Origin of the sequence: Flavobacterium limicola (assembly GCF_003634755.1) — a bacterium.
Lineage (GTDB): Bacteria > Bacteroidota > Bacteroidia > Flavobacteriales > Flavobacteriaceae > Flavobacterium > Flavobacterium limicola.
The window spans coordinates 1,026,593-1,050,792 of the sequence record NZ_RBXA01000001.1; the positions used below are offsets into that span (position 1 = coordinate 1,026,593).

The 24,200-nt window shown below is 34.2% G+C and carries 20 protein-coding genes and 2 tRNA genes; 13 read left to right on the top strand and 9 right to left on the bottom strand.

Annotated elements, in window-relative coordinates; all coding sequences use genetic code 11:
- Nucleotides 1-2 precede the first annotated feature (2 nt).
- The 5 genes from BC952_RS04570 to BC952_RS04590 form a co-directional block, all read right to left on the bottom strand.
- On the bottom strand, nucleotides 3-1,664 hold the full coding sequence (locus BC952_RS04570; RefSeq protein ID WP_121364951.1) for a peptidase domain-containing ABC transporter: 1,662 nt from the start codon (nucleotides 1,662-1,664) through the stop codon (nucleotides 3-5).
- 16 nt (nucleotides 1,665-1,680) lie between these two features.
- A complete protein-coding gene (locus BC952_RS04575) occupies nucleotides 1,681-2,352 on the bottom strand; it encodes a TetR/AcrR family transcriptional regulator (RefSeq protein ID WP_121364434.1) in 672 nt (223 codons plus the stop codon).
- A 124-nt stretch (nucleotides 2,353-2,476) separates the two neighbouring features.
- Nucleotides 2,477-3,994, bottom strand: coding sequence for a 2,3-bisphosphoglycerate-independent phosphoglycerate mutase (gpmI, locus tag BC952_RS04580; protein ID WP_121364435.1), 1,518 nt, complete (start codon nucleotides 3,992-3,994; stop codon nucleotides 2,477-2,479).
- A 141-nt stretch (nucleotides 3,995-4,135) separates the two neighbouring features.
- Complete coding sequence (locus BC952_RS04585; protein WP_121364436.1) at nucleotides 4,136-6,541, bottom strand: DUF5916 domain-containing protein; 2,406 nt, start codon at nucleotides 6,539-6,541, stop codon at nucleotides 4,136-4,138.
- Between the two features lie 136 nt (nucleotides 6,542-6,677).
- On the bottom strand, nucleotides 6,678-9,086 hold the full coding sequence (locus BC952_RS04590) for a DUF5916 domain-containing protein (RefSeq protein WP_121364437.1): 2,409 nt from the start codon (nucleotides 9,084-9,086) through the stop codon (nucleotides 6,678-6,680).
- A gap of 188 nt (nucleotides 9,087-9,274) precedes the next feature.
- Between BC952_RS04590 and BC952_RS04595 the strand changes: the two genes are divergently transcribed.
- On the top strand, nucleotides 9,275-9,997 hold the full coding sequence (locus BC952_RS04595; protein WP_121364438.1) for a murein L,D-transpeptidase catalytic domain family protein: 723 nt from the start codon (nucleotides 9,275-9,277) through the stop codon (nucleotides 9,995-9,997).
- On the opposite strand, the gene BC952_RS04600 is transcribed toward BC952_RS04595, so the two are convergent.
- The gene (locus tag BC952_RS04600) at nucleotides 9,986-11,572 is read right to left on the bottom strand and encodes a L,D-transpeptidase family protein (protein ID WP_121364439.1); all 1,587 of its coding nucleotides are present in this window, start codon (nucleotides 11,570-11,572) and stop codon (nucleotides 9,986-9,988) included. The genes BC952_RS04595 and BC952_RS04600 overlap by 12 nt on opposite strands.
- 505 nt (nucleotides 11,573-12,077) lie before the next feature.
- On the opposite strand from BC952_RS04600, the gene BC952_RS04605 reads away from it, so the two are divergent.
- Together BC952_RS04605 and BC952_RS04610 are read left to right on the top strand one after the other, a co-directional pair.
- Nucleotides 12,078-12,150 (top strand) — tRNA-Gly (locus tag BC952_RS04605).
- A 44-nt stretch (nucleotides 12,151-12,194) separates the two neighbouring features.
- Nucleotides 12,195-12,270 (top strand) — tRNA-Gly (locus BC952_RS04610).
- 53 nt (nucleotides 12,271-12,323) lie between these two features.
- Here the strand turns inward: BC952_RS04610 and pepE are convergent.
- Nucleotides 12,324-13,031, bottom strand: coding sequence for a dipeptidase PepE (pepE, locus tag BC952_RS04615; RefSeq protein ID WP_121364440.1), 708 nt, complete (start codon nucleotides 13,029-13,031; stop codon nucleotides 12,324-12,326).
- A gap of 131 nt (nucleotides 13,032-13,162) precedes the next feature.
- Between pepE and BC952_RS04620 the strand changes: the two genes are divergently transcribed.
- From BC952_RS04620 to BC952_RS04655, 8 genes are all read left to right on the top strand, one after another.
- Complete coding sequence (locus tag BC952_RS04620) at nucleotides 13,163-13,933, top strand: hypothetical protein (RefSeq protein ID WP_244200093.1); 771 nt, start codon at nucleotides 13,163-13,165, stop codon at nucleotides 13,931-13,933.
- Complete coding sequence (locus BC952_RS04625) at nucleotides 13,923-14,651, top strand: carboxypeptidase-like regulatory domain-containing protein (RefSeq protein ID WP_244200094.1); 729 nt, start codon at nucleotides 13,923-13,925, stop codon at nucleotides 14,649-14,651. Before BC952_RS04620 ends, BC952_RS04625 begins: the two co-directional genes overlap by 11 nt.
- A complete protein-coding gene (locus tag BC952_RS04630) occupies nucleotides 14,638-15,393 on the top strand; it encodes a hypothetical protein (protein ID WP_121364442.1) in 756 nt (251 codons plus the stop codon). Before BC952_RS04625 ends, BC952_RS04630 begins: the two co-directional genes overlap by 14 nt.
- Before the next feature lie 41 nt (nucleotides 15,394-15,434).
- Nucleotides 15,435-16,190, top strand: coding sequence for a BamP family beta-barrel-assembly machinery protein (bamP, locus tag BC952_RS04635; RefSeq protein ID WP_244200095.1), 756 nt, complete (start codon nucleotides 15,435-15,437; stop codon nucleotides 16,188-16,190).
- A complete protein-coding gene (locus BC952_RS04640; RefSeq protein ID WP_121364443.1) occupies nucleotides 16,187-16,690 on the top strand; it encodes a DUF6702 family protein in 504 nt (167 codons plus the stop codon). Before bamP ends, BC952_RS04640 begins: the two co-directional genes overlap by 4 nt.
- 64 nt (nucleotides 16,691-16,754) lie before the next feature.
- Complete coding sequence (locus BC952_RS04645; protein WP_121364444.1) at nucleotides 16,755-18,998, top strand: M1 family metallopeptidase; 2,244 nt, start codon at nucleotides 16,755-16,757, stop codon at nucleotides 18,996-18,998.
- 111 nt (nucleotides 18,999-19,109) lie between these two features.
- Nucleotides 19,110-19,511: a twin-arginine translocase TatA/TatE family subunit gene (locus tag BC952_RS04650; RefSeq protein ID WP_121364445.1), complete on the top strand. Its 402-nt coding sequence runs from the start codon at nucleotides 19,110-19,112 to the stop codon at nucleotides 19,509-19,511.
- Nucleotides 19,511-20,074, top strand: coding sequence for a phosphatase PAP2 family protein (locus BC952_RS04655; protein WP_121364446.1), 564 nt, complete (start codon nucleotides 19,511-19,513; stop codon nucleotides 20,072-20,074). The genes BC952_RS04650 and BC952_RS04655 overlap by 1 nt, the downstream gene beginning before the upstream one ends.
- A 142-nt stretch (nucleotides 20,075-20,216) precedes the next feature.
- On the opposite strand, the gene BC952_RS04660 is transcribed toward BC952_RS04655, so the two are convergent.
- Complete coding sequence (locus tag BC952_RS04660) at nucleotides 20,217-20,858, bottom strand: O-methyltransferase (RefSeq protein WP_121364954.1); 642 nt, start codon at nucleotides 20,856-20,858, stop codon at nucleotides 20,217-20,219.
- 81 nt (nucleotides 20,859-20,939) lie between these two features.
- Here BC952_RS04660 and rlmN point away from each other — a divergent pair, with 81 nt between their 5' ends.
- On the top strand, nucleotides 20,940-21,983 hold the full coding sequence (gene rlmN, locus BC952_RS04665) for a dual-specificity RNA methyltransferase RlmN (protein ID WP_121364447.1): 1,044 nt from the start codon (nucleotides 20,940-20,942) through the stop codon (nucleotides 21,981-21,983).
- A gap of 58 nt (nucleotides 21,984-22,041) precedes the next feature.
- Here rlmN and BC952_RS04670 read toward each other — a convergent pair whose 3' ends face one another.
- A complete protein-coding gene (locus BC952_RS04670) occupies nucleotides 22,042-22,908 on the bottom strand; it encodes a hypothetical protein (RefSeq protein WP_121364448.1) in 867 nt (288 codons plus the stop codon).
- A gap of 311 nt (nucleotides 22,909-23,219) precedes the next feature.
- Between BC952_RS04670 and BC952_RS04675 the strand changes: the two genes are divergently transcribed.
- Nucleotides 23,220-24,197, top strand: a complete 978-nt coding sequence (locus BC952_RS04675; RefSeq protein WP_121364449.1) for a polyprenyl synthetase family protein — start codon at nucleotides 23,220-23,222, stop codon at nucleotides 24,195-24,197.
- Nucleotides 24,198-24,200: the final 3 nt, after the last annotated feature.

A 24,200-nucleotide genomic window follows, 5' to 3' on the forward strand; every position in this document is an offset into this window, starting at 1 on the left:
GACTAATTATTTTTTAAATCAAGTTGAATAGTTCCATTTTCCATAGTGATGATGCGACTGCATTTGGTTTTCCAGTATGGGTTTTTTGACGAAACTATTATTGTCCAGTTGTTCTTCTCGGATGTAAGGAAATCAATAATTTCATTAGCAATTTTAATATCCATCATGTCCGTAGGATCTTCGTAAAAAAGGATTTTTGGTTTGTGTATGATACTTCTAGCCAATAGTACTTTTTCAGCATCAGAAGATGATAATTGCTTACCTTCAGGAAAAATGCGTGTTTCGAGACCCTTCGGCAGCGTTTTTACAAAGCTGGAAAGTTGGACTCCTTCAATAGCCCATTTTAGATTTTCAGTTGTTATTGAGCTGTCATTGAACGTAATGTTTTCTAACAGCGTTCCTTCAAATGGTGTTTCACCGTGAATAATACCGCCAATTTGCGAACGATATTGCTTCAGGTTAATTTTTCTATACGTATCGTCATTAATGTAAAAAGTACCAGATGTAGGTTGCAATAAACCGGACAATATGCGAATTAGGGTTGTTTTCCCAGAACCATTAGGTCCTTCAATCGCTATTTTTTCTCCCTGTTCTATTTTAAGAGATAAATTACTTAATATTTCCTTGTTTGAATCCGGAAATTTAAACGTAAGATTTTCTATTTCCAATGAAATATTAGCATAGCAAGTATCGCTGTTAAATGCGGTATCGTCTTCTAATTCCATGTCAGTCACTTGACCAATTTTTTCAATTGAGGTCAGTACATCGTAGAATGTTTCAAGTCCAATGATAATTTTTTCGACAGAAGTTATAACTAATAAAATAATGATTTCTGCCGCTACGAATTGGCCAATATTCATTTGTTCTGAAAGTACCAAAAAACCTCCAATAGACAATAAGCCACCAGTTATTAAAATTTTAAAAATGATTAATTGGGTAAATTGTCTTTGGATAACATTGAAATGTTTTTCCCGATAATTCAAATAAGCAGCCGCTATATTGTTGTTTTTTTGGAGTCCAAAATTGTAGTGAAGATCATTTTTGAAACTGTAATTATTCCGAGCTAATTCTTGTAACCAGCCTGCTACTTTATATTTGAATTTTGATTCTTTCAAACTTGTTTCCAGACCGGATTTAAAAGAAAATCGGAAAATAAAATACAAAAGAAAAAATAGTAAGACTCCAAATATTATAAAGTACGGATGATACAAAGACAGTAAAATTACTCCGAAAGCAATTTGCAATAATGCTGCTGAGAAATCGGTTAGCAGCTTGGAAGTTCCTTTTTGGATAGTCATCGTGTCAAAAAATCGATTGGCTAATTCTGGTGGATAAGAATTGTACAATTGATCCATTTTTATTTTTGGCAAACGGGCTGCAAATTCAAATGAAGCGCGAACAAATATTTTCTGTTGTAAATTTTCAGTAATTCGCAATTGCATCAACGATAAAATCCCCACTAATGCGACACCAAAAATCACCAAAATGATTAAAACAATCCAAGAGGCGCTTACTCTTCCGGATTGTATAAAGTTGATGATGGCTTGAATACCCAGAGGTAAAGACAAACTGATTAATCCTGCAAAAATGGCATAAAAAAATATTTGATACACATCTTTTTTATCTAATTCAAGTAAATTGTAAAAACGTTTTAATGGCGTCATGGTGATTTTTTTTTGTTTATCGTAGGACATTTTTGGTAAGATTTAAATAAAATTGAGTAGTACTCACGTATTCATTACAATCTGTAATAGTTTTCAAATGTTCCGTCAGAAAATGTTGGTGTAAACTTCCAACTACGATTGTTGATGCTAGCGATTTAGAAAAAGGATATTCCGGATTGACTTCGTTTATAAAGCCTACAATTCGGTTTATTACCCTTTTATAAATTAGAAAAAAACCTTCTTTATTTTCTTGATCTACTTCTTTTGTCTGTAATGTTTTTGTAAATTCTGCAATGATAATTTTATTCAAAATAGATTCATTGATATGTTCTGTATTAACGTCATCAGTAACTTTTTCAGTTACAATTGTTATTGCTTTGTCCAGTTTTTCGGATGGATCCAAAATATTTGTAGTTGCAAAAACCAGCTTATATTCCATCCAGCTCCAATACCAAGAAGATAAATATACGAGCAATTTATGCTTGTTCTCAAAGTAACGATAAATAGAGCTTTCATTGGAACCAATTTTTTCTCCCAATTTTTTGAACGTAAAATTGTCAAAACCAATTTCGTCTATCAGAAGGATACTTTGTTGTATAATCTTCTTACCTAAAGGAGACGTTTCCGGATCCTTAACGTATATCTTCTCGTTGACTTGTATTTTTAAATTCGATAGTATAGAATTCATAAACGATAATATTTTATGCAAATATAATAGTATTACTATCAATATTGAGATTTTAACTTTTATTTATAAAAAAAGCTACTCATAAGAAAAGCAGCTTTTAGTTAAATATTAATTTTTAATTTTTTTAAAGTAAAGAATGACAAGTCATTACCTCCGGTTTTTCGACACCCATTAATTCCAAGATGGTTGGAGCAATATCGCCAAGAACTCCATCATGAATCACTCTTATATCTTTGTCCACTAAAATAATTGGAACTGGATTTGTAGTATGCGCCGTATTTGGACTTCCGTCAGGATTAATCATAGTTTCACAATTTCCGTGATCTGCAATTACGATGGTAGTATAATTATGGGCTAATGCTGCCGTGATTACTTTTTCCACACATTTATCAACCGCTTCACAGGCTTTTATTGCTGCACTCATAATTCCGGTATGTCCCACCATATCGCCGTTGGCAAAGTTAAGACAAACAAAATCTACTTCTTCTTTCTCTAATTCAGGAATCAAAGCATCGGTCAACTCAAAGGCGCTCATTTCCGGTTGCAAATCATAAGTGGCAACCTTAGGAGAATTTTTCAAGATGCGGCTTTCGCCAATAAAGGGCTGTTCTCTTCCACCTGAAAAGAAGAAAGTCACGTGAGGATATTTCTCCGTTTCGGCAATACGAATTTGCTTTTTGTGGGCTTTTTCTAAAACTTCTCCAAGAGTTTCCGTAATATTATCTTTGTTGTAAACGACTTTTACGTTTTTGTACGTTTCGTCATAATTAGTGAGCGTAACATAATACAAATTAAGTTTGTGCATGTTTTGTTCATGACAATCCATTTGAGTCAATACTTCTGTTAATTCTCTTCCTCTGTCCGTTCTGAAATTAAAGAAAATAACCACATCATCTTCTTCAATTGTTGCTAGAGGTTTGTCGTATTCATCCACAATAACCGTTGGATGAATAAATTCATCAGTTACATTGACTTCATAACTATCCTCGATAGAAGCAACTGCATTTGTTGAATGTGTTCCAATTCCGTTTACCAATAAATCGTAAGCAAGTTTTACTCTTTCCCAACGTCTGTCGCGGTCCATCGCATAATAACGTCCCACAACCGATGCCAGTTTTACGGTAGTATGAGCGATATAATCCTGTAAATCCTGAATGTAATGCTTTCCGGATTTTGGATCTACATCACGACCATCAGTAAAGGCGTGAACAAAAACTTTTTGTAATCCGTGTTGTTGTGTCGCATCAATCAAGCCGCGTAAATGAGATGTATGAGAGTGTACACCTCCATCTGAAACCAGACCTAAAAAGTGTACTTTTTTATTGTGTATTTTAGCATACGTGAAGGCGTCAACTAAAACTTGCTCCTTAGCTAAAGTGTCGTGTGCTACGGCAAGGTTTATTTTGGCTAAATCCTGATATACAATTCGGCCTGCGCCAAGATTCATGTGACCTACTTCACTGTTTCCCATTTGCCCTTCAGGAAGACCAACGTTTAATCCGTCAGTTCTAAGTTGAGCACTTGGATAATTTCTATAAAGACTATTAATAAATGGAACATTGGCATTATCGATAGCAGAAACTTTTGGGTCAGGAGATTTTCCCCAACCGTCCAAAATCATAAGAATTACTTTTTTATTCATTGCAAATTTATTTTAAGCAAAGATAAAGTATTTCTAAAAATCTTCAAGTGAATCAAAATCACTATTATAGATTCAGAGGCTAAGCATAACAAATAATGATTATTTTGTTGTGGAAAGTTACCTTTTTTAAGGTTTATGCATTTAGAATTTATTCTTCACTTCATTATAATCTATAAAATAGCGCACACTGATCGAGAAAACATGACTCAATGCGTCATTATTCAATAAATTGGTGAAGTTCTCTCTAAATTCTTTATTGATGTTTCTTTCAAAAGCACCCGCATTGTTTCGATACAAAACAGAAACCTGACTTCCTGACGCAAACCACCAAGTATAAGACAAATCAGCATTCCAGGAATAAAAACTAGAGTTTTTGTTCTCTGCGTATCCTGCAAAATCCATAAGTCTGCCGTTTTGTTCTAATGATAAAGTATTTTTATTCTCCGCATAAGACCAATAATGGCGTAACGAAATATTAAACGTCATCTGACTGTTCAGCGAATACTTTCCCGAAAGCGTATTCGAATAGGTAATTACATTTCTATTCGCGAAAACTATAGTATTTGGCGTAGCCAAATTTAGGTCTTCATTAATACTGTCAATGTAGCCTTTGTTATTGTTTTGCCTGAAAAAATTGAAATTATAATTCAACGATAATTTATCGCTAAAACGGTATCTCGGACCAAGAGAAAAGCCATACGAATTTCTTCCTGCCTCGTCAAAAACGGCGTAAGATGGATTAAAATCAATGGCGAAACTATTATTGTAATTGGTTGAAATATAAATAAATCCTCCAAGTTTACTAGGTCTTATAACGTATCTGTCAGCAACTCTTGGTTCATAATAATCATAAGTCTCTACCGGATTCGCATCGAAACCTATTCCGAAGTAATGATTTTTTTTGGTATTCGAATTAATCTGAAAGTTAATATTGCCCGTTTGTAATTTGCCTGTTTCTTTTTGAAATTGTGAATAAGCGTTTATTCTGGCATTGAAAGTGTTAAAATACTTCGTAGGATTAAGGATTCTATAACTGGTGTTACCATATAGACTGTAATAATTAGTCTCAAAATTGATTCCTAAATCATTATTATCAAAATCTTTTGTGGTGATATCAGCCCCAACTCCATAACGAAATTTACCACTGGTTTCAGAGAAATTCAATTGGGAATTAATACCTTTTTTGTCCTCAATACCATTGATGTAACTATACTTGAAATCACCGGCAAGGTTGTAGGTGTTTTTCTTAGTATTCAAATCCCAAACTAATGCCGTTACATTTCCATCACGAAAACTTCCGTTTCGGGTCACATTTGTATTCACAAACGCAACAGAGGAATTTTTGCGAAAGCGTTGGTCTAAAACTAATACATTATAATTTGCCAGTGGTTCTATTTCATTTCTGATTTTGCCGGTTTCACGGTTATAAATAGAGGTTGGTGTTTTTTCCGTAACAGCGTTCAGAATTCCTACTCCTAAACCATCTTTAGTTCTGCCCGAAATTTTAAAAGCATTGATAAGACTGACATTTGGAGTCTCTGCAAATGATTCATTTTCATTTAACTTATATGTTGGAACGCCCCCAATTCGTCTCGAATAAACTAAATTTCCTTTGCTGAATAAATCAGTTCCTTCCGTGAAAAAAGGTCTGTTTTCATTAAATTGTTGTTCGAATGGTCCTAAATTCAAAATTTGATCATCGTATTTTGTTTGTCCAAAATCAGGAACAAGAATCATATCCAGTGTGAAAGCATCGTTTATTCCATATTTTAAATCCAATCCACCTTTAAGAGTTCCGTATGTTTTTTGCCTTGCGTCCGCATTAACATAGAAAGAAGAGTACGGTAAAAGAAAAAGTCGGGTAGGAGGTTTTATGTTTTCAATTCCCTCTAAAACTCCGGTTTGTTGGGTAAATGTTCCAAGTTTTGAATCGATGAAGTTCCAAGTAAATTTTTGTCGGTCTCGTCTTATCTCTCTAAAAAAATTAAGTCCCCAAGTTTGTTTGTTTTCACCAGAAAAACGCAGTGCTGCGTATGGAATTCGCATTTCGACAATCCAACCTTTAGCTGTAATTACGGCTTTGCTTTTCCAAACGGCATCCCAGGAGTAATCCTCGCCATTGGTGTCAGTTGTGATACAATCGGCTTGACCGTCAGCAGCATTTACAAAAAATTGAAAATCTTGCTGCCCGTCATTAAAACCGTTAATAAAAACTCCAAAAATGTCAGAAGTACCAAAATTATCTCTTTGAGTGATTTCTCTTAAAATTTTATCTGGATTGTCGTCATACATAATGGCTCCAATGTATATGGCGTCGTTATCGTATAAGACTTTTACTTCTGTTCTTTTGTTCTCGGGAATTGCCTTACCATTATCAGGTTCAAACATGATGAAATCAGTTGCTACTGCAGCAGATTGCCAAATGGATTCATCTAAGTTTCCATCAATTTCAATTTTTTCGGAAATGAATTTTGTTTGTAATGTTTTTTTTTGGCTGTAGCCAAAGACACTTATGAAGAGGAAACAAAGCAATAAATGATTTTTCATGAAACTGTTGATTGATTGATTGATGCAAAATTAGAAAAACCAAAATAGTTTCAAAGGGACAAATCACCAATCCACACAGTAGTTTGGATTAATAGACTCCCTTTTCAATCGAATGTTACAGTTTGTTTTGAAAAAATTAAAATTTATTTTTTACCGAATTGTAATCGATAAAATAACGAATGCTTACAGAAAGCACGTTTGTAAGATCACTGTTGAAGATGTTATCAAGGTTTTTGGATACTCTTTTTTCAACAATGTCAGATCTTTGTAGACCATAATTACGGTACAAAATTGAGATTTCGCTTCCTGGCGCAAACCACCATGAATAGGATAAATCAAAGTTCCAGGAATTAAAATTCCGGTCCTTGTTTTGTGCGTAGCTACTATTTGGAGTTAAATAACCGCTATTTTGCAAGGTAAAGAATTCATGATTTTTAGAATACGACCAATAATAGCGAGCCGTTAAGTTAATGGTCATTTTATTGTTTAAGGAATATTTTCCAGTAAGATCGTTTTGAAGGATTTCTCGATTGCGTTCTGCAAATACAATTTCTGTATCATCAAAGGCAACCCATCCACGATCATTAATCATTTTAGTGTATTCAGATGCGAAGGCTAAAGAAAATTTATCATTGAATCGGTATTTTGAACCTAAATAAAAGCCATAATTATTTCTACCACTCTCATTGTATTTTGTAAATGTAGGTTGGATAATTAATGTAAAAGGATTGTTGTCGTTTGAGGTGAAATTTAGAATGGTAATCATTCTTTCTGGAAGAAATACATATCTTCCATATTCACGAGGCTCGTAAAAATCGAATGTTTTGAGGGGTGTTAATTCGAATAAAAGCTCTAAAGAATCATTTCCTAATGTTGTCGCCCTTATTTCTGTCCCAAAAGCACCAGTTTGTAATTTTCCGGAAGTATTGTCTATTTCAAAATTTACATATTCATTTAATCTGAAAGTATTAAAAATTTTGGTTGGATTTACTATTCTATAGCTTGCATGTCCGTAAGCATTGTGATAATTAGAATAAAAATTGATGCCTAAATCATTCACATCGTAGTTTTCAGAAAGATATTTTCCAGAAAAACCATATCTATATTGCCCGCTTGTTTTTTCAAATCCAATTTCTGTTTTAAATCCATCATAGTCTTCAATTGTATTGATAGAGCTGTATTTAAAGTCACCGTATAGATTATAGGTATTTGATTTTGTATTTAAATCAAACAGTAATGCCGAAACATTTGCATCTCTGAAACCACCGTTTCTGGTAGTATTTGCATTGACAAAAGTAACCGAAGAGTTTTGGTTGAAGCGTTGATCGAGAACCAACATATTGTAATTGGTCAAGGATTGTACGACCGTTTTTGATGCAGTTTTTGTGGTTGTGTCAAAAATGGTTGCGTATGTTTTTTCACTAACTGCATTCAAAAAACCAATTCCAAGTCCTTTAGCAGTGCGACCAGATATTTTTACAGCGTTAATCACATCCACAGTACTAGGAAAATCGGTTATTTCTTGATTTGGAGACAATTGGGCTTCAAGATTTTCTCTTTCAACAATTGGGCTTCCGCCAATTCTACGCGAATACAATAAACCACCTTTACTAAATAAGTCAGTTCCTTCAGTAAAAAAAGGTCTGTTTTCCTCAAATCTTTGTTCAAAAGGCAAGAGGTTTAAAATGGCGTTGTCAAATTTTGTTTGTCCAAAATCAGGCACTAAGATCGCATCTAATGTAAAAGAGTCGTTAATGCCGTATTTGATATCCAATCCAGCTTTGAAAGTTCTGTCAGAGCCAATGTCACTTTGCTGATAGTAAGCGGATGTATATGGAATCAGGAAAAGTCGGGTAGGAGTTTGAATGCTTTCTATTCCTTGAAGAATTCCTGCTTGTGGAATAACAGCACCTATTTTAGTGTCAATCCTGTTCCAGGTATATTTTTGTACATCACGCTTTATTTCACGCATGAAATTCAAGCCCCAAGTTTGTTTATCGGCTTTCGAAAAGCGCAAAGCGGCATAAGGAATTTTCATTTCTACAACCCAGCCAAATTCCGTAATTGTCACTTCGCTGTCCCAAATGGCATCCCACGTAAAATCTTCATAATCCTCAGTTGCTAAACAATCCATTTGAACTCCTGCCGCACTTACAAAAAACCTAAAATCTTGTTGACCATCATTGAAGCCATTGATGTAAACGGAGAAATGATCGGAAACCCCAAAAACATCTCTATTGGTGGTTTCTTTTTGAATTTTATTGGGTTCGTTATCATACAACATTGCCGATATATAAATAGCATCGTTGTCATAAAGCACTTTTACTTCTGTTTTTTTATCATTGCTTATCGGTTTTCCATTGTCAGGTTCAAACATTATAAAATCAGTTGCAACTGAAGCCGATTCCCAGATTTGTTCGTTGATCTTTCCGTCGATTGTTATGTTTTCTGTGATGGATTTTGCTTGGAGTGTCTTTTTTTGACCAAAGGTGTTAATACTGCAGATAATTAAAAAAAGTAATGATAAATAAATATGTTTTGCCATGAATTACTAATGTATGTGAACAAAAATAGCAAAAATAGTAGATAATGTATTTTTATTTTTGCACTGATAGACAATTTTTTATGAAATATTTTGTTATATTATAATTAAAGTTTTCATAATTTTTGTTTTCAAGGTCCGTTAATGCGTACGTTTGCAACCCGAATTAACTTATAACTTAAACACTACCAATGATTTATACGATACTTCCTACTGTTTTATTTATGCTTGCAACATTCTCTTCAAGTAAAACAACTTTTACTGAGCCAAATATTATTAAACCAGTAGTTTATGCCAAAACGGTAGCAATTAGTGATGAGACTAAAATTGAAATGGCCTACAATAATTTACATTCTGACAAATTTGCTTTACCTAAATTGGAAAGTTTTGCAGTTGCCTTAAAAGGATATTATTCGTTGAAAGAAAAAGGATTAATCAAAAAAGACATTTTAACGTTAATCGACTTTAGTTTATCTTCTAATACTAAAAGACTTTGGGTAATTGACTTAATCACTGGAGATGTATTGTATCATTCTCTTGTTGCCCACGGAAGAAATACCGGCGAAGAATATGCTTCTAATTTCTCAAACGCAGCGGAATCGTATAAAAGTAGCCTTGGATTTTATTCCACAGGTGAAATTTATAATGGCAAACACGGAATGTCACTTCGTTTAGATGGTTTAGAAAAAGGAGTTAATGATAACGCAAGAGCAAGAGGTGTAGTAATGCACGCGGCTGATTACGTTTCCAATTCATTTATAAAAAACAACCACAGATTAGGAAGAAGTCAAGGCTGTCCCGCTGTTCCTGCGGAATTATCTAAGGAAATAATCAGTACAATAAAAGGTAAATCTTGTTTCTTTATTTATCATCCTTCTAGAGCTCCTAAATTTGGAGCTAAATCAATTTCGTAATTTATCGTACAAATCAGCGTCAAGGTTATAAATATCATCCCTGAAAATCAATTTGTTGTTCTCGCTCCAAGCAGTCCAATATAGAAGATGGAAAGCTATTTCTTTTTTGATTTTTACAAATTTCGTTCTCTCATTCTGTAGTGTTTCTGTGATTTTTTCCAGATTCCAATTGACTCCGTCGTTCAATATGTATTCTGTTAATTCCAATGGATTGTCTACTCTAACGCAGCCGGAACTTAATGAACGATCAATTTTGTCAAAGTAATCTCTGTGATTTGTATCGTGTAAATAAACGGAAAAACGGTTTGGAAAAATGATTTTTACCATGCCTAATGAATTGAAAGTGCCCGGACTTTGTACATAACGATACGTTTTGGCCTGAGATAATTGCCACTCGTAAGGACTTACAATTCTTCCGTTACTATCATAAACCTTAATATTGGAATGTGTCAAATAGCTTCTGCTTTTTAAAATTGCAGGAATTACGTCCTCTCTCAATATGGTTGGCGGAACTGTCCAGGTTGGATTAAAAACGACTTGTGTTAATTTAGAACTCAGCACTGGTGTTTTTCTTTTAGCTCTTCCCACAATCACTCTGTGCGTTCTCAACGTATCATTATTGTTTACCAGTGACAACTTATAATCTGGAATATTGATGATAATATATTCTTTGCCCATTTGTTTTGGATACCATTTCCAGCGTTCCAGATTAGCTAGTATTTGTTGCGTGCGTTGGGTTTTAGAAAAATTAAGTGACGCTATGGTTCCAGCTCCAATTTTTGTATCGGCGGCTAAACCGTGCCGACTTTGGAATTTTTTTAAGGCACGAACCGTTTCTTCATCATAAATCGGCGTAAGGCTGTCTTTAGGTTGCAATTCTTTCCAATAAATTAATCGTTTCTTGATGTCGATGAGGGAAGGATTTGTGTCATTCGGCGTTATTATTTTTGAGAATTTTATGGATTTAAAGTTGTCTTTTGGAAAAGAATTAATTTGCTGTAATGCTTTTTTTAATCTTTTGTAAACAAGATGATTGGGTTTCAATTGTTCTATTTTATAAACTAAAGAATCAGTTTGAAGTAATTGGGCGACTGTTGTATTTAGGTTGATTTCGTTAGGTTTCAAATCCCAGTTTTTATATAATTTTCGAGGATTTAGTTTTCCGTTAGTGAGATGTGAAATGTATTTTTGCAAACTGGAAGTCAGTAAAATATCATATTTTGCCAAATCTACAGAATCCAGAGAAGCTGCTTTTTTTTCGAAATCAAATAAAGATTTTACGTTGTAATCCTCTGGGTTGAGTCCCTCTTCACCTGCTTTGTTAAGCTCGGCTAAAATTATTTTTCTCTTTTCTTGGGATTGCCAAACTGTCCTGTAATTTGTAGATGTGTAAAAATCTGTGAGCACTTTGTTGCGGAATGAAAGTACTAAAGTGGAGTCCATATTGGTTGGTTTTCCTTCCGGTTGCACATGAGGTTTTACAATCTCTTCTTTCAAGATTACCTCGCCCTTTAGTTCTTCTTTTTTACAACTAATAAAGGTAAACAGCAACACAATCAGAAATGAAATATTCATAATTTATATCTTTAAAAATTATACTTTATTCTCCGATTCTTATTGATTGAGTTTCTTTTTTTCTAAAGAAATAAAAACTTCCGTTTCGGGTGTTGAACCAAATTAGATTTGGTTTGTTGTTGCTGCACTCTTTTTCATGGGTGAATACACATTCTTTTCTTCAAATATGGGGACTATTCCCAAGAGATTTTCAGAGTTGTATCAGACAAAATGAACAGCTGTTACTGAAATATCGCCTCTAAAACGACAACTTTCTAGCGATTTTTCTATACGAAGTGTAGGAAGTCGTACCGGAAATGCATCCAAAGCAATTATTTATTAGATGTTTTGCATTATTTTTTCAAAGGTTTTTTTGTGTCCTATAAAGGTATAATATTTTCATATTAAATTCTTTATGATTTGAATCCTCTTTTTTAAAAAAAGTTGAAGCGGTAAGATTGAGACTTTTTAAGAAAAAAACTTGCATTAAAGCAAACTTATTAATTATATTTGCACTGTTGTTAATGCGAAAGTAGCTCAGTTGGTAGAGCTCCAGCCTTCCAAGCTGGTTGTCGCGAGTTCGAGCCTCGTCTTTCGCTCTAAGTTTCAAATTTACTTTGAAATCTTATTTTACTGTTATAATGCGAAAGTAGCTCAGTTGGTAGAGCTCCAGCCTTCCAAGCTGGTTGTCGCGAGTTCGAGCCTCGTCTTTCGCTCCAAAAACCTCAAACTTCTGTTTGAGGTTTTTTTTTACTCTGAACTCGTTGCAAAATCATTTTACAAAATTCAAATCAGTTCCAGGTTCTAATTCTTCAGGAATTTGATTTTGTCGAAACAATCGTGCGGTCAAATGACCTTTCAAAGTGATTGTATCTCCTTTTACATCCAGCCAACTGCCTTCTCTCAGTCCTAAAACCGGAACAGTATTAAATGCATGATATTCCTTAATTCGGGTTTCTCGTGTTTCGCCCATATGTTTGGAAGAAGTATCCGGATCTAAATAATGCGGATTCAAATTGAAGTGAATCAATCCAAGAGTTTTAAAACTTGGCGGATAAACTATTGGCATGTCGTTTGTCGTTTGCATCGTAAGTCCGCAAATGTTACTTCCCGCGCTTGTTCCTAAATACGGAGTCCCATTTTTTATAACTTCCGAAAGGATTTCCATAACATTATTCTTATATAATTGGGATACGAGAACAAAAGTGTTTCCGCCTCCTGTGAAAATTCCTTCTGCATTTTTTATAGCCTCAGCGGCATCTTCAAATTCGTGAATTCCAATCACTTTTTTATTTATTTTGGCGAAAGCCAAGCCAACCATCGTAGTGTATTCCTGATGTGAAATCCCACCAGGTCTGGCGTAAGGAACAAAAAGAATTGTATTGCAGTTTTGAAAATGCAATTGCAATTCAGGTAATAAATACTCCAGATAATTCTCGTTTGCAAGTGTTGAAGTGCTTGCGATTAGTATGTTTTTCATTTTCGGTGCATAATTTGTGCTAAAGGTATTAAATCAGTCTTTTTTATTTCAAATTTTTAATTAACATTTTTTTACCAAGTCTTTAGTACTTAATTTGGAATGCATTAAGATACTTTTACGAGGTGTCAATAATGGCTTTCAAAGAGATGATTAGAATTGTGTACTTATTTTTGGCTTTTGCTGCAACAAATGTTTGGTCACAAGATGCGTCCCGAATGCAGTTGAACGGAAAAGTGACTGCTGATGTTTCGGTTTTAGAAGGTATTTATGTTATAAATAAAAAAACTGAAAAGTCTTCAATTACGGATCGTGACGGTAATTTTTCTATTCAGGCAGCTGCTGGAGATACGTTACTATTTACCGCGACGCAATTCAAGGAAACTACATTACTTTTGACGCAAGATCATTTTGCTAAAGGAATTCTTTATGTGAAAGTGATACCTATTGTGAATCAATTGCGCGAGGTGATTGTTCGAAATGGGATTAACGCAACTTCACTGGGGATTATTCCTCGAGGTCAGAAAATTTATACTCCGGCAGAACGCAAATTATATACTGCCAGTGATCTGAATGCATCAGCAAATGCGGGTAGCATGATGGGAGGATCAGTTTCGGCGGATCCATTGTTAAATTGGATTTCGGGAAGAACTAAGATGTTGAAAAAAGAAGTGGAGATTGAAAAGAAAGAATCTTATTTACGACAGCTAGAAAATATGTTTACCGCGGATTATTTTGTGAGTAAATTGAAAATTCCTGCTGAATATGTCAAAGGATTTGAATATTACAGTATCGAAAATGAACGATTTGTGACGGTTCTGAAGTCTAAAAATGTAACAATGACTACTTTTTTGATAGGAGAATTAGCTACGAAATATAAAGAAATAATTGCCGGTGAAAATTAAAAATACACTACAGTTTATAATCCTTTTGTTGGTTCAAGTTGCCTTTGGGCAGACCACTAATACTAAGGAAATTCGAGGAAAAATAACCGTAGATTCTGTTGCAGTGGATCGCATTAATATTGTGAATATAACAACAGAAAAAGCTACAGTTTCTGATTCGAAAGGTTTTTTTACAATACCCGTAAAAGAAGGTGATGTTTTGGTATTTACAGCCGTTAATTTAGAAGGTCTTCGCCGGAAAATTACTAAAGAGGATTTGGTAGAGGAAGTTCTATCGGTGATAATGCTCCCAAAAAGTATTATTTTGAATGAAGTTATTGTAAATGAGTCTTCTATTACTGCGGAGAGTTTAGGCATTATTCCTTACGGTCAAAAGAAGTACACACCATCTGAAAGGAAATTATACACAGCAACTTCCGGTGGCGGAATTGACGGGCTTTTGAATACAATATCCGGTAGAAAAGCCATGTTGAAAAAGGAAATTATTGTAGAAAAGAAAGAACAGCTTTTGGCTAGAATTGATGTGCTTTTTGAAGATAAATATTACACGGAAACATTAAGTATTCCATTGGATTATATCAAGGGATTTCAGTATTATTGTGTTGATGATGTTGCCTTTGCAAATGCGTTGCGAGCAAAGAATAAAACATTGATTATGTATTTAATCGTGAAACTTGCTGAAAATTATAACGAAATAATAGTCCTTGAGAATCAATAGCATTTTATTGGGGATTTTATTTTTATTATGCCAAAATTCTTTTGGACAAATTCTTGATGAAAAGCTGTTGCAGGGAAAAATCAGAGTAGATTCTGTCGGTGTAAATGGAATAAATATCTTAAATTTAATAAACGGAAAGATAACGCAAACAAATAGTTCTGGAGATTTTTTTATTTTGGCGAAAGCCAATGATATATTGGTCTTTAGTGCTGTAAATCTTAAAACGTTTAAGAAAACAATCCGTTTTATTGATTTTGAACTTGGGATGTTGTCAATCAATATGGAGTCTAAGACGACAGAATTGAAAGAGGTGATTGTCATAAAGAATCAAATTAACGCACTTTCACTGGGTGTTGTAACTAAAGACCCGGTGAAATATAGTCCGGCAGAACGAAGGTTAAGAACTGCTAGAGATTTTAAACCGATACAATTATTGAACTTTTTAGGTGGGTCGATGCCACTCGATCCGCTGATCAACAAGATCAATGGAAGAACGAAACGGCTTAAGACGTTAGTTGTTTTGGAGAAAAAAGAAAACTATATCAAATTGATTTCTGAATTGTATATTAAAGAATACTTTACGGTTCAGTTGGGAATTGCAAGTGATTACGTAAATGGTTTTAAATATTTCATAGTAGAAAATGATAATTTTTTGAAAGTTTTAGAATCCAAAAATGAAGAAAGAACTTCATTTTTTATGGTAGCTTTGGCACAAGAATACAAAGACATACTAAAACAATGAGAATTGACTGGGATATAAAAGACAAAACTTAATAAATCGAGATGAAAACTACAATAAAAATTCTTAGCTTACTTTTCTTTTGCCAACTTTCTTTTGGGCAAAATGAAACCCGAAAGTCACTCCACGGACAATTTGTAAATGAAATCGCTTTGGTAGACAATGGCTATGTTTTTAATTTGAATTCGAAAACAAGGACCTTCATCAGCAATCAAGGTTTTTTTGATATTTTGGCCAAAGCCAAAGATACGTTGCTGGTTTCAAGTCCTTCTTTCAAGTCCAAAAAAATCGTTCTTCAGGAAAAAGATTTTTTAAAAACGTTGTTTGTAATCGATTTAGAGGCGCAAACTACACTTTTGAAAGAAGTAATTGTAAAAGGAAAATTGGACATAAAGCCAGCTATCGGCAGTACTCAGAAAATTGTAGATATGCAATTTACGGATGATGCAAAATCTTCGCCTATAAATAGAACGATGCCTTCGGACGGAACCATAGAAAACGGAATGGATTTTGTTAGAATATTTAAAATGGTTTCCAAAGTATTTAAAAAAGATTCGGATGAAAAAGCAGGATTGAATGCGCAAGCAGATTTTTCTGATACCGTTTCTAAAGGGTTGGATCGCTATTTTTTCACCAATACCTTGAAATTGAAATCGGAAGAAATTAGTCTTTTTCTGGATTACTGTGAAAGTGATCCGAAATCAAAAAATCTTTTGAAAGAAGAAGATGAGTTTTTACTAATTGATTTTTTAATCACCAAGAACGAAGAATTTAAAAGAATTACTACTTTACAAAAATGAAAAAGACAATCTTAATCACTTTTTTTGGAATACTATTTTTAACATTAACATCTTTTAGTGTTCATAAATTTTATGTTGCTTTGTATCAGGTAAATTACGCTCCTGAAAAGAAAATGCTTCAGATAACGACTCGCATATTTGTAGATGATTTGAACAGTGCAGTTGGAAAAAAGTATAGCAAGAAAATTAATTTAGGTGCAGAAAATGAATCTGTTGATGATATAAATTTTTTAAAAAAATACTTCAGCGAAAAATTTTATATCAAAGTAAACGGTCAGACCAAACCGATACATTTTTTGAGCAAAGAGATGGAAGGCGATGTGCTCATTTGTTACTTTAGCATGAAAGAAATCCAAAAAATAAATTCCTTGGAAATTTATAATGCTGTAATCACCGAAGGCAATGCAGAGCAACAAAACATCATGCATTTTAATGTTTCTGGAGTCAAAAACACATTGCTTTTTACGGAGTCTTCATCCAAGGGAATGTTAAAATATTAATTAATTTAGAAAAATCTACTTAAAATTATTATTTTCACCCATTGAAATAACCAGATTTCCACCTATGAAAAAATTATCTTTACTATTATTTTTTCCTGCATTATTGTTTGCACAGGAAAAAACGGCTCCAGTCGCGCCAAAACAAACCGGAAAGTACGACACCAATAAGTTTAGCCAAATGTATGATTTGTTAGCCACGCCTAACATGTTTCGTACCGCTTCAGGAGCTCCAGGTCCAGCTTATTACCAACAACAAGCGGATTATAAAATCAACATTGAGCTTGACGACAAAAATTCTAGATTAAGCGGTTCAGAAACCGTTACGTATTATAATAATTCCCCGGACACTTTAGAATATTTATGGGTACAGTTAGACCAAAATCAAGCTGCGAAAAACTCACAAACTCCTTTGGCGGAAAGCCAGAGAATGGAGCAGGTTTTTCCAGCGGGAGGTTTTGCTAATAAATTTTTGAAACAAGAACTAGACCGCGGATTCAATATTGAGTTCGTTAAAGATGCCAAAGGAAATTCATTGTCTTATACCATCAATCAAACCATGATGCGTATCAATTTGGCAACGCCGATGAAACCTGGAGAGAAATTTTCTTTTTCAATCAAATGGGCGTATAATATTAACAACTACAGAGCAGAAGGCGGTCGTTCAGGATATGAATTATTTGAAAAAGACGGAAACAAATTATATGTGATTGCTCAATTCTATCCTAGAATGGCGGTTTACAATGATGTTGAAGGATGGCAGAATATGCAGTTTTGGGGAACGGGAGAATTTACGTTGCCTTTTGGAAATTTTGATGTAAATATCACCGTGCCTGCGGATCATGTTATGGAAGCAACAGGCGAGCTAATGAACAGAAGCGAAGTGTTTACTCCAGAACAAGTGAAAAGATATGAACTTGCAATGAAATCATACGATAATCCAGTTGTTATTGTAACACAAGCGGAAGCAGAAGCAAATGAAAAAGGATTCTCTGACAAGAAGAAAACATGGAAATTCAGTGCTAAAAACGTAAGGGATTTTGGTATTGCCACTTCAAGAAAATTCATTTATGATGCAATGGCAGTTAAATTAAGTGAGAAAACGGTAATGGCAATTTCAGTTTATCCAAAAGAAAGTAATCCTTTATGGGGAGAAACTTCTACAAGAACTGTAGCGCATACTTTAAGAAGTTATTCTGCACATACGTTTGATTATCCTTATCCAAAAGCGGTTTCAGTATCTGCAGAAGATCAAGGTATGGAATACCCAATGATTTGCTGGAATTACGGTCGTCCTGACGAAAAAGGAGTGACTAGTGAACGTACTAAAAATGGTATGATTGGGGTAGTAGTGCATGAAGTAGGACACAATTTCTTTCCTATGATTGTAAACTCTGATGAACGTCAGTGGTCGTGGATGGATGAAGGTTTGAACACTTTTATGCAATACATGGCTGAGCAGGAAATGGGAACAAACTTCCCTTCCAGTCGAGGACCAGCAAGTAAAATTGTTCCTTACATGAGTGGTGATCAAAAATTCTTGGAGCCTATTATGTCTAACTCTGAAACAATAGTTCAGTTTGGTGCAAACGCTTATGGTAAGCCGGCAACAGGTTTGAATATACTTAGAGAAACGATTATGGGAAGAGAATTGTTTGACCATGCGTTTAAAGTATATGCAAACAGATGGAAATTCAAGCATCCTACTCCGGAAGACTTTTTTAGAACGATGGAAGATGCTTCGGCAGTAGATTTAGATTGGTTTTTCAGAGGATGGTTTTACTCTACTGATTTTGTAGATATCGGTGTGAAAGAAGTAAAACAATATTACGTTTCTGAAACTGCAACTAAAGAGCTAAAAGATGCAACCGTAAGAAGAGGACGTTTTGGACAGGAAAAAGGACCTTTCGTATATTTAGTTCCTGGAACTAGCGAAGAATTATCTGCAAAAGAAAAGAAAGCATTAGCAATTGCGGATGTAAATTTATTATCGGACTATGTTAATAAAAACTTTACAGCAGATGAAAAAACAAAATTAAAATCTCCAAAATATTTTTACGAAGTAGAGTTCAATAAACCTGGAGGAATGTTAATGCCACTTATCGTTGAGTTAACGTACGAAGATGATTCGAAAGAGTCATTCAAGTATCCAGCTCAAATTTGGAGAAAAAACAATGATACCGCTAAGAAAGTATATGCAACTGAAAAAGCAATCAAAAAAATCCAAGTGGATCCAAAATTAGAAACTGCCGATATTGATGTGACCAATAACACTTGGCCTAAGGAAGAAGTAAAATCTAAATTTGACTAAATAAAAATAAAATTTCTAAAAAAGACTCTGAAAAGAGTCTTTTTTTTATGAAAAAATTAAAAGTCAAAGATTCAAAATTTGATATCTTTGTAACAATCAAAAACAAAAAATATGTTTGGTATAGGTGGAGGCGAATTAATTTTTATCATGTTTATAGTGCTTATGCTTTTTGGTTCCGATAAAGTTCCTGAAATAGCCCGTACCATGGGTAAAGCAATGGCGCAATTGAAAAATGCAACGAATGACATTAAAAGTGAAATTCAAAAAGGAGCTGAGGCAAACGGATTCGATGCGAAAACATTGACCGATTTTAGGGGGAATATTACCTCTGAAATCAATAAAGCGAAGGATAATCTGTTAGGCGATACATCTCAATTTACTGATACAACCGGCAACATTACTTCTGAAATTAATAAAGCCAAAGACAGCTTGTTGGCAGATACAACCGCTCCAATTGAAACTACGAAAGAAGTAATAGAAGACATTACAGGACCAATAAAACGTCAGATGTAATGTTAGAAAAATTACTTTCCTTAGATACGGAATTGTTTGTGTTTTTAAATGGTTTAGGTTCTGAAACTTTTGATGGATTCTGGTTATTTATTACCAGACAAAGCAACTGGGTTCCGTTTTTTTTGCTTTTATTGTATTTAATTTTCAAAAAACTGGGAGCAAAACAAACACTCTATTTATTATTGTTTGTAGCTGTTTTAATTACCATTACGGATCAAACCACTAATCTCTTCAAAAATGGATTCCAGCGATTACGACCTTGTAATAATCCTGAAATCAATTCCTTTATTAGAGTAGTCCAGTCGAGAAGTTCGTTTAGTTTTTTCTCTGGGCACGCTGCAAATTCAATGGCAGTTGCGACATTTTTGTATTTTAATTTTAAGGATAAAATCAAATTTTTTGGATTCTTGTTCTTATGGCCTTTGATTTTTGCTTACAGTAGAATTTATCTGGGATTGCATTATCCATTAGACATCTTATCAGGCTATTTGTTCGGACTTACTTCTGGTTTTTTGATGTATAAAGTATACAAAATAGCACAACAAAAATATTTTCCTATATAATAATTTAATATTATTCAGGAGCTTTTTCCTGCTCTACGCTATATCTTTTTCTTGTGATTCTTCCTTAGGTCAGAATAACAAGAAAAAGGATGCCGCTTCCATCAGGGCTAGGGCATTTGTTTTTCAATAGAAATATCCTAAACTAAAAAACTCTACTCACTGTCAATCCATCACGAATAGGCAGTAAAACCGTTTCTACTCTTGGATCCGTTGCTAATAACTGATTGTATTCCAGTAATATTTTTGTGCTCAAATCTTTAGGATTCAGCGGTTCCAGTACTTTCCCGCTCCACAGCACATTATCTGACAATATTATGCCGCCTTTATTCATTTTTGGAAGAATCAATTCAAAATAGTTGAGGTAGTTTTCCTTGTCGGCATCAATGAAAACCAAATCAAATTTTATGTCCAGTGTTGGAATAATGTCAACTGCTTCTCCTAAATGCTGGAAAATTTGCTTTCCCCACGGAGATTTGTCAAAATGTTTTCTTTGAAAATCAACTAATTCTTCTTTAATGTCAATCGTGTGCAGCTGTCCGTTTTCCTGCATACCTTCGCACAAGCATAACGCTGAATATCCTGTATACGTTCCAATTTCCAGAATATTCACAGGCCGAATCAATTTTGACAACATACTCAAAACCCGACCTTGAAAATGCCCGCTCAACATTCGCGGCAACAGAATTTTTTGATAGGTTTCCTTATTCAGTGCGGCCAGTAAAGCAGGTTCTTTTTCGGAATGTTGCTCGATATAATCTTCTAATTCTTGGGAAATGAAATGCATTTTTTGAATTTTTTTCAATTGAGAGCAAAGTTATCAAATTATCAAATCAACAAATCAACAAATTGTCATTAAATTTGCACCATGGAAATCGATAAAAAAGACATACGATCCTTATCAAAAGAACAACTACGAGATTTTTTCGTTGCAAATGGCGATAAAGCCTTTCGTGGGAATCAAGTGTATGAATGGTTGTGGAGCAAAGGCGCACATAGTTTTGAAGATATGACTAATGTTTCTAAGGGAACACGTACTATGCTTGAAACGCATTTCGTAATCAATCACATCAAAGTAGATACGATGCAGCGCAGTGAAGACGGAACCGTGAAAAATGCCGTTCGTTTGCATGATGGCTTGGTGGTGGAATCGGTTTTGATCCCTACTAATACAAGAACTACAGCTTGTGTTTCTAGTCAAGTAGGCTGTAGTTTAGATTGCAATTTTTGCGCAACAGCGCGATTAAAAAGAATGCGAAATCTGGAACCGGCTGAAATCTATGATCAGGTAATTGCCATTGATAAAGAAAGTCGTTTGTATTACAATCATCCGTTGTCGAATATTGTTTTCATGGGAATGGGAGAGCCGCTTATGAATTATAACAATGTGTTGAAGGCAATCGAAATGATTACGTCGCCGGAAGGATTGGGAATGTCACCTAAACGTATTATGGTTTCGACTTCGGGAGTTCCTAAAATGATAAAAAAACTCGCTGATGACGACGTGAAATTCAAGCTTGCCGTTTCGTTACACTCAGCAATCGATGAAATTCGTTCTCGGATTATGCCGTTTAGTGCTAATTTCCCTTTGGCAGATTTACGCGAATCATTAGAATATTGGTACCGAAAAACCAAAAGTAAAATCTCCTATGAATATGTCGTTTGGAAAGACATCAATGATAATAAAGCTTCCATAGATGCTTTGGTTAAGTTCTGTAAATACGTTCCTTGCAAAGTGAATCTTATTGAATACAATCCAATTGATGATGGAGAATTTCAACAAGCTTCCGAAGAATCAATTAATGCATATATAAAAGCGCTGGAAGCCAGCGGTATTGTGGTAAAAGTCCGAAGAAGCCGCGGAAAAGATATTGATGCAGCTTGCGGACAACTCGCCAATAAAGAAGCATAAAAAAAGCATTAAGATATCCGAAAACGATCTTAATGCTTTTTGGTATAAAAAACAGTTGTTATTTTTGAAGAGTAATTTCGGTTGTAACGCCATTAATTGTCAGCGTTGCGAGGTTGTCACATGCTCCGGTTCCAAAATCTAATATTCCCTCAGAGTCATTTTTACTGATAGTAACAACTCCGCTCACCGGAAATGGTAAATTACAAGTCATTACGTACCGCAAAGCAGTGGTTATTGTTTTTACTATGATGGTCCCGTCAGGTAAAGTTGTTGTGCTGTTTCCAGTCACCAAAAAAACATTGTCATCCCAGATAAGTGGTGTTCCATTTCCCTCAACAGTTTCTTTAATTTTTGTGCCTGTTCTTGTGTAAATTCTGCCATCGTCAAAGGTAATTTTCATATCAACAGTAAAAGTCATTACGGGATGAACCTCAGCTAGTAAGGCCGTGCTTTTCAATTCGTAGGTGATTGTTTTGTTGCCTTGAAGAAGTTTATTGTTGTGATAAAAGTCAACAAAAGTATAGGAAATGGTTCTTATAGGACTGGTGAAATTAGTAGAAAAACTAATAATTATTTTTCCTTTCACTAGGTTTCCATTTGGAAGTAAGCAACCTTCCGTTCCAAAATCAATTGTTCTAGTCCAAATTCCGTCAGCTAATACTGTTGTAAAGGTTGCGCATGTGGGTAAAAATCCTTTTGAAGTGGCGCTGGATTTATTGGATGAATTTTGTTGAGCGGTATATTGGTCTTCGACAATGAATACCACATCATCAATAGCGACATCAATTTTTGATTCAATCGCAACATCCGCATTTGTTAGCACTGGAGACGGATTAGGATCATTATCATCATTATTAGAAGAATCACAACTGATAAAAAAACTCAGTAATATAAATGCCATACCTGATAAAATTTTTGTTTTCATGATACATAATTTTTAATTTATATTAATATTTAAATGTAATCCAATTGTATTATTTGATTTCATTATATGCTTAAAACAGCGGGGTGATCCTCTAATAATTTTAAAGGTTTTTAGAGTTAATAAAACGGTTTCTAACTAATTGGGGTATAAAGAGTATTCGTAGGGATTTAAAAAACAAAAATTGTCTGTAGGTAATACAATTTTTGTATGATCATTTGTATAAAATTAATCAAAAAAATCACTTGTTATTTTAAACTCTTAGTTAAAAAATATATAAACTATTTTATTAAAATAGTATCTTTGAATTCTAAATGAACATTACTTCACAAATAAAACAGCCCATTTTCAATGAAATGGAACTTTTTGAAAAAAAGTTCTATGAATCGATGACTTCGCAAGTGGCTTTGTTAAATAGAATCACGTATTATATCGTCAACAGAAAAGGAAAACAAATGCGTCCTATGTTCGTTTTTCTGACTTCCAAAATGGTTTCAGCCGGAATTGTAAACGAAAGAACCTATCGTGGCGCTTGTGTTATTGAACTGATACATACTGCGACATTAGTTCACGATGATGTAGTGGATGATAGTAATCGCAGAAGAGGTTTTTTCTCCCTTAATGCACTTTGGAAAAATAAAATTGCGGTACTTGTGGGTGATTATTTATTGTCCAAAGGATTGTTGCTTTCCATTGATAATGGAGATTTCGATTTGCTACGAATTATTTCTGTTGCTGTACGCGAAATGAGTGAAGGCGAATTACTTCAAATTGAAAAAGCCCGAAGACTTGACATCACGGAAGATATTTACTATGAAATCATTCGGAAAAAGACAGCGACACTTATTGCTGCTTGTTGTGCTTTGGGTGCAAAATCCGTTATCGAAGATGAAGTTCAGGTAGAAAACATGCGCAAGTTTGGAGAACTCATTGGGATGGCTTTTCAAATAAAAGATGATTTATTTGATTATACTGATGATGCCATTGGTAAGCCAACCGGAATTGACATCAAAGAACAAAAAATGACGCTGCCTCTTATTCATGTTTTGAATACGTGTACTTCAAAAGAGAAAACATGGCTTATCAATTCCATTAAAAACCATAATAAAGATAAAAAACGCGTCAAAGAAGTTATTGCTTTTGTAAAAAATAATAACGGATTACTTTATGCAGAACAAAAAATGATAGCATTCCAGCAAGAAGCACTTTTGCTTTTGGATAGTTATTCTGATTCGGAGTTTAAAGAAGCGCTGATTTTAATGGTAAATTATGTGATTGAAAGAAAAAAATAATTA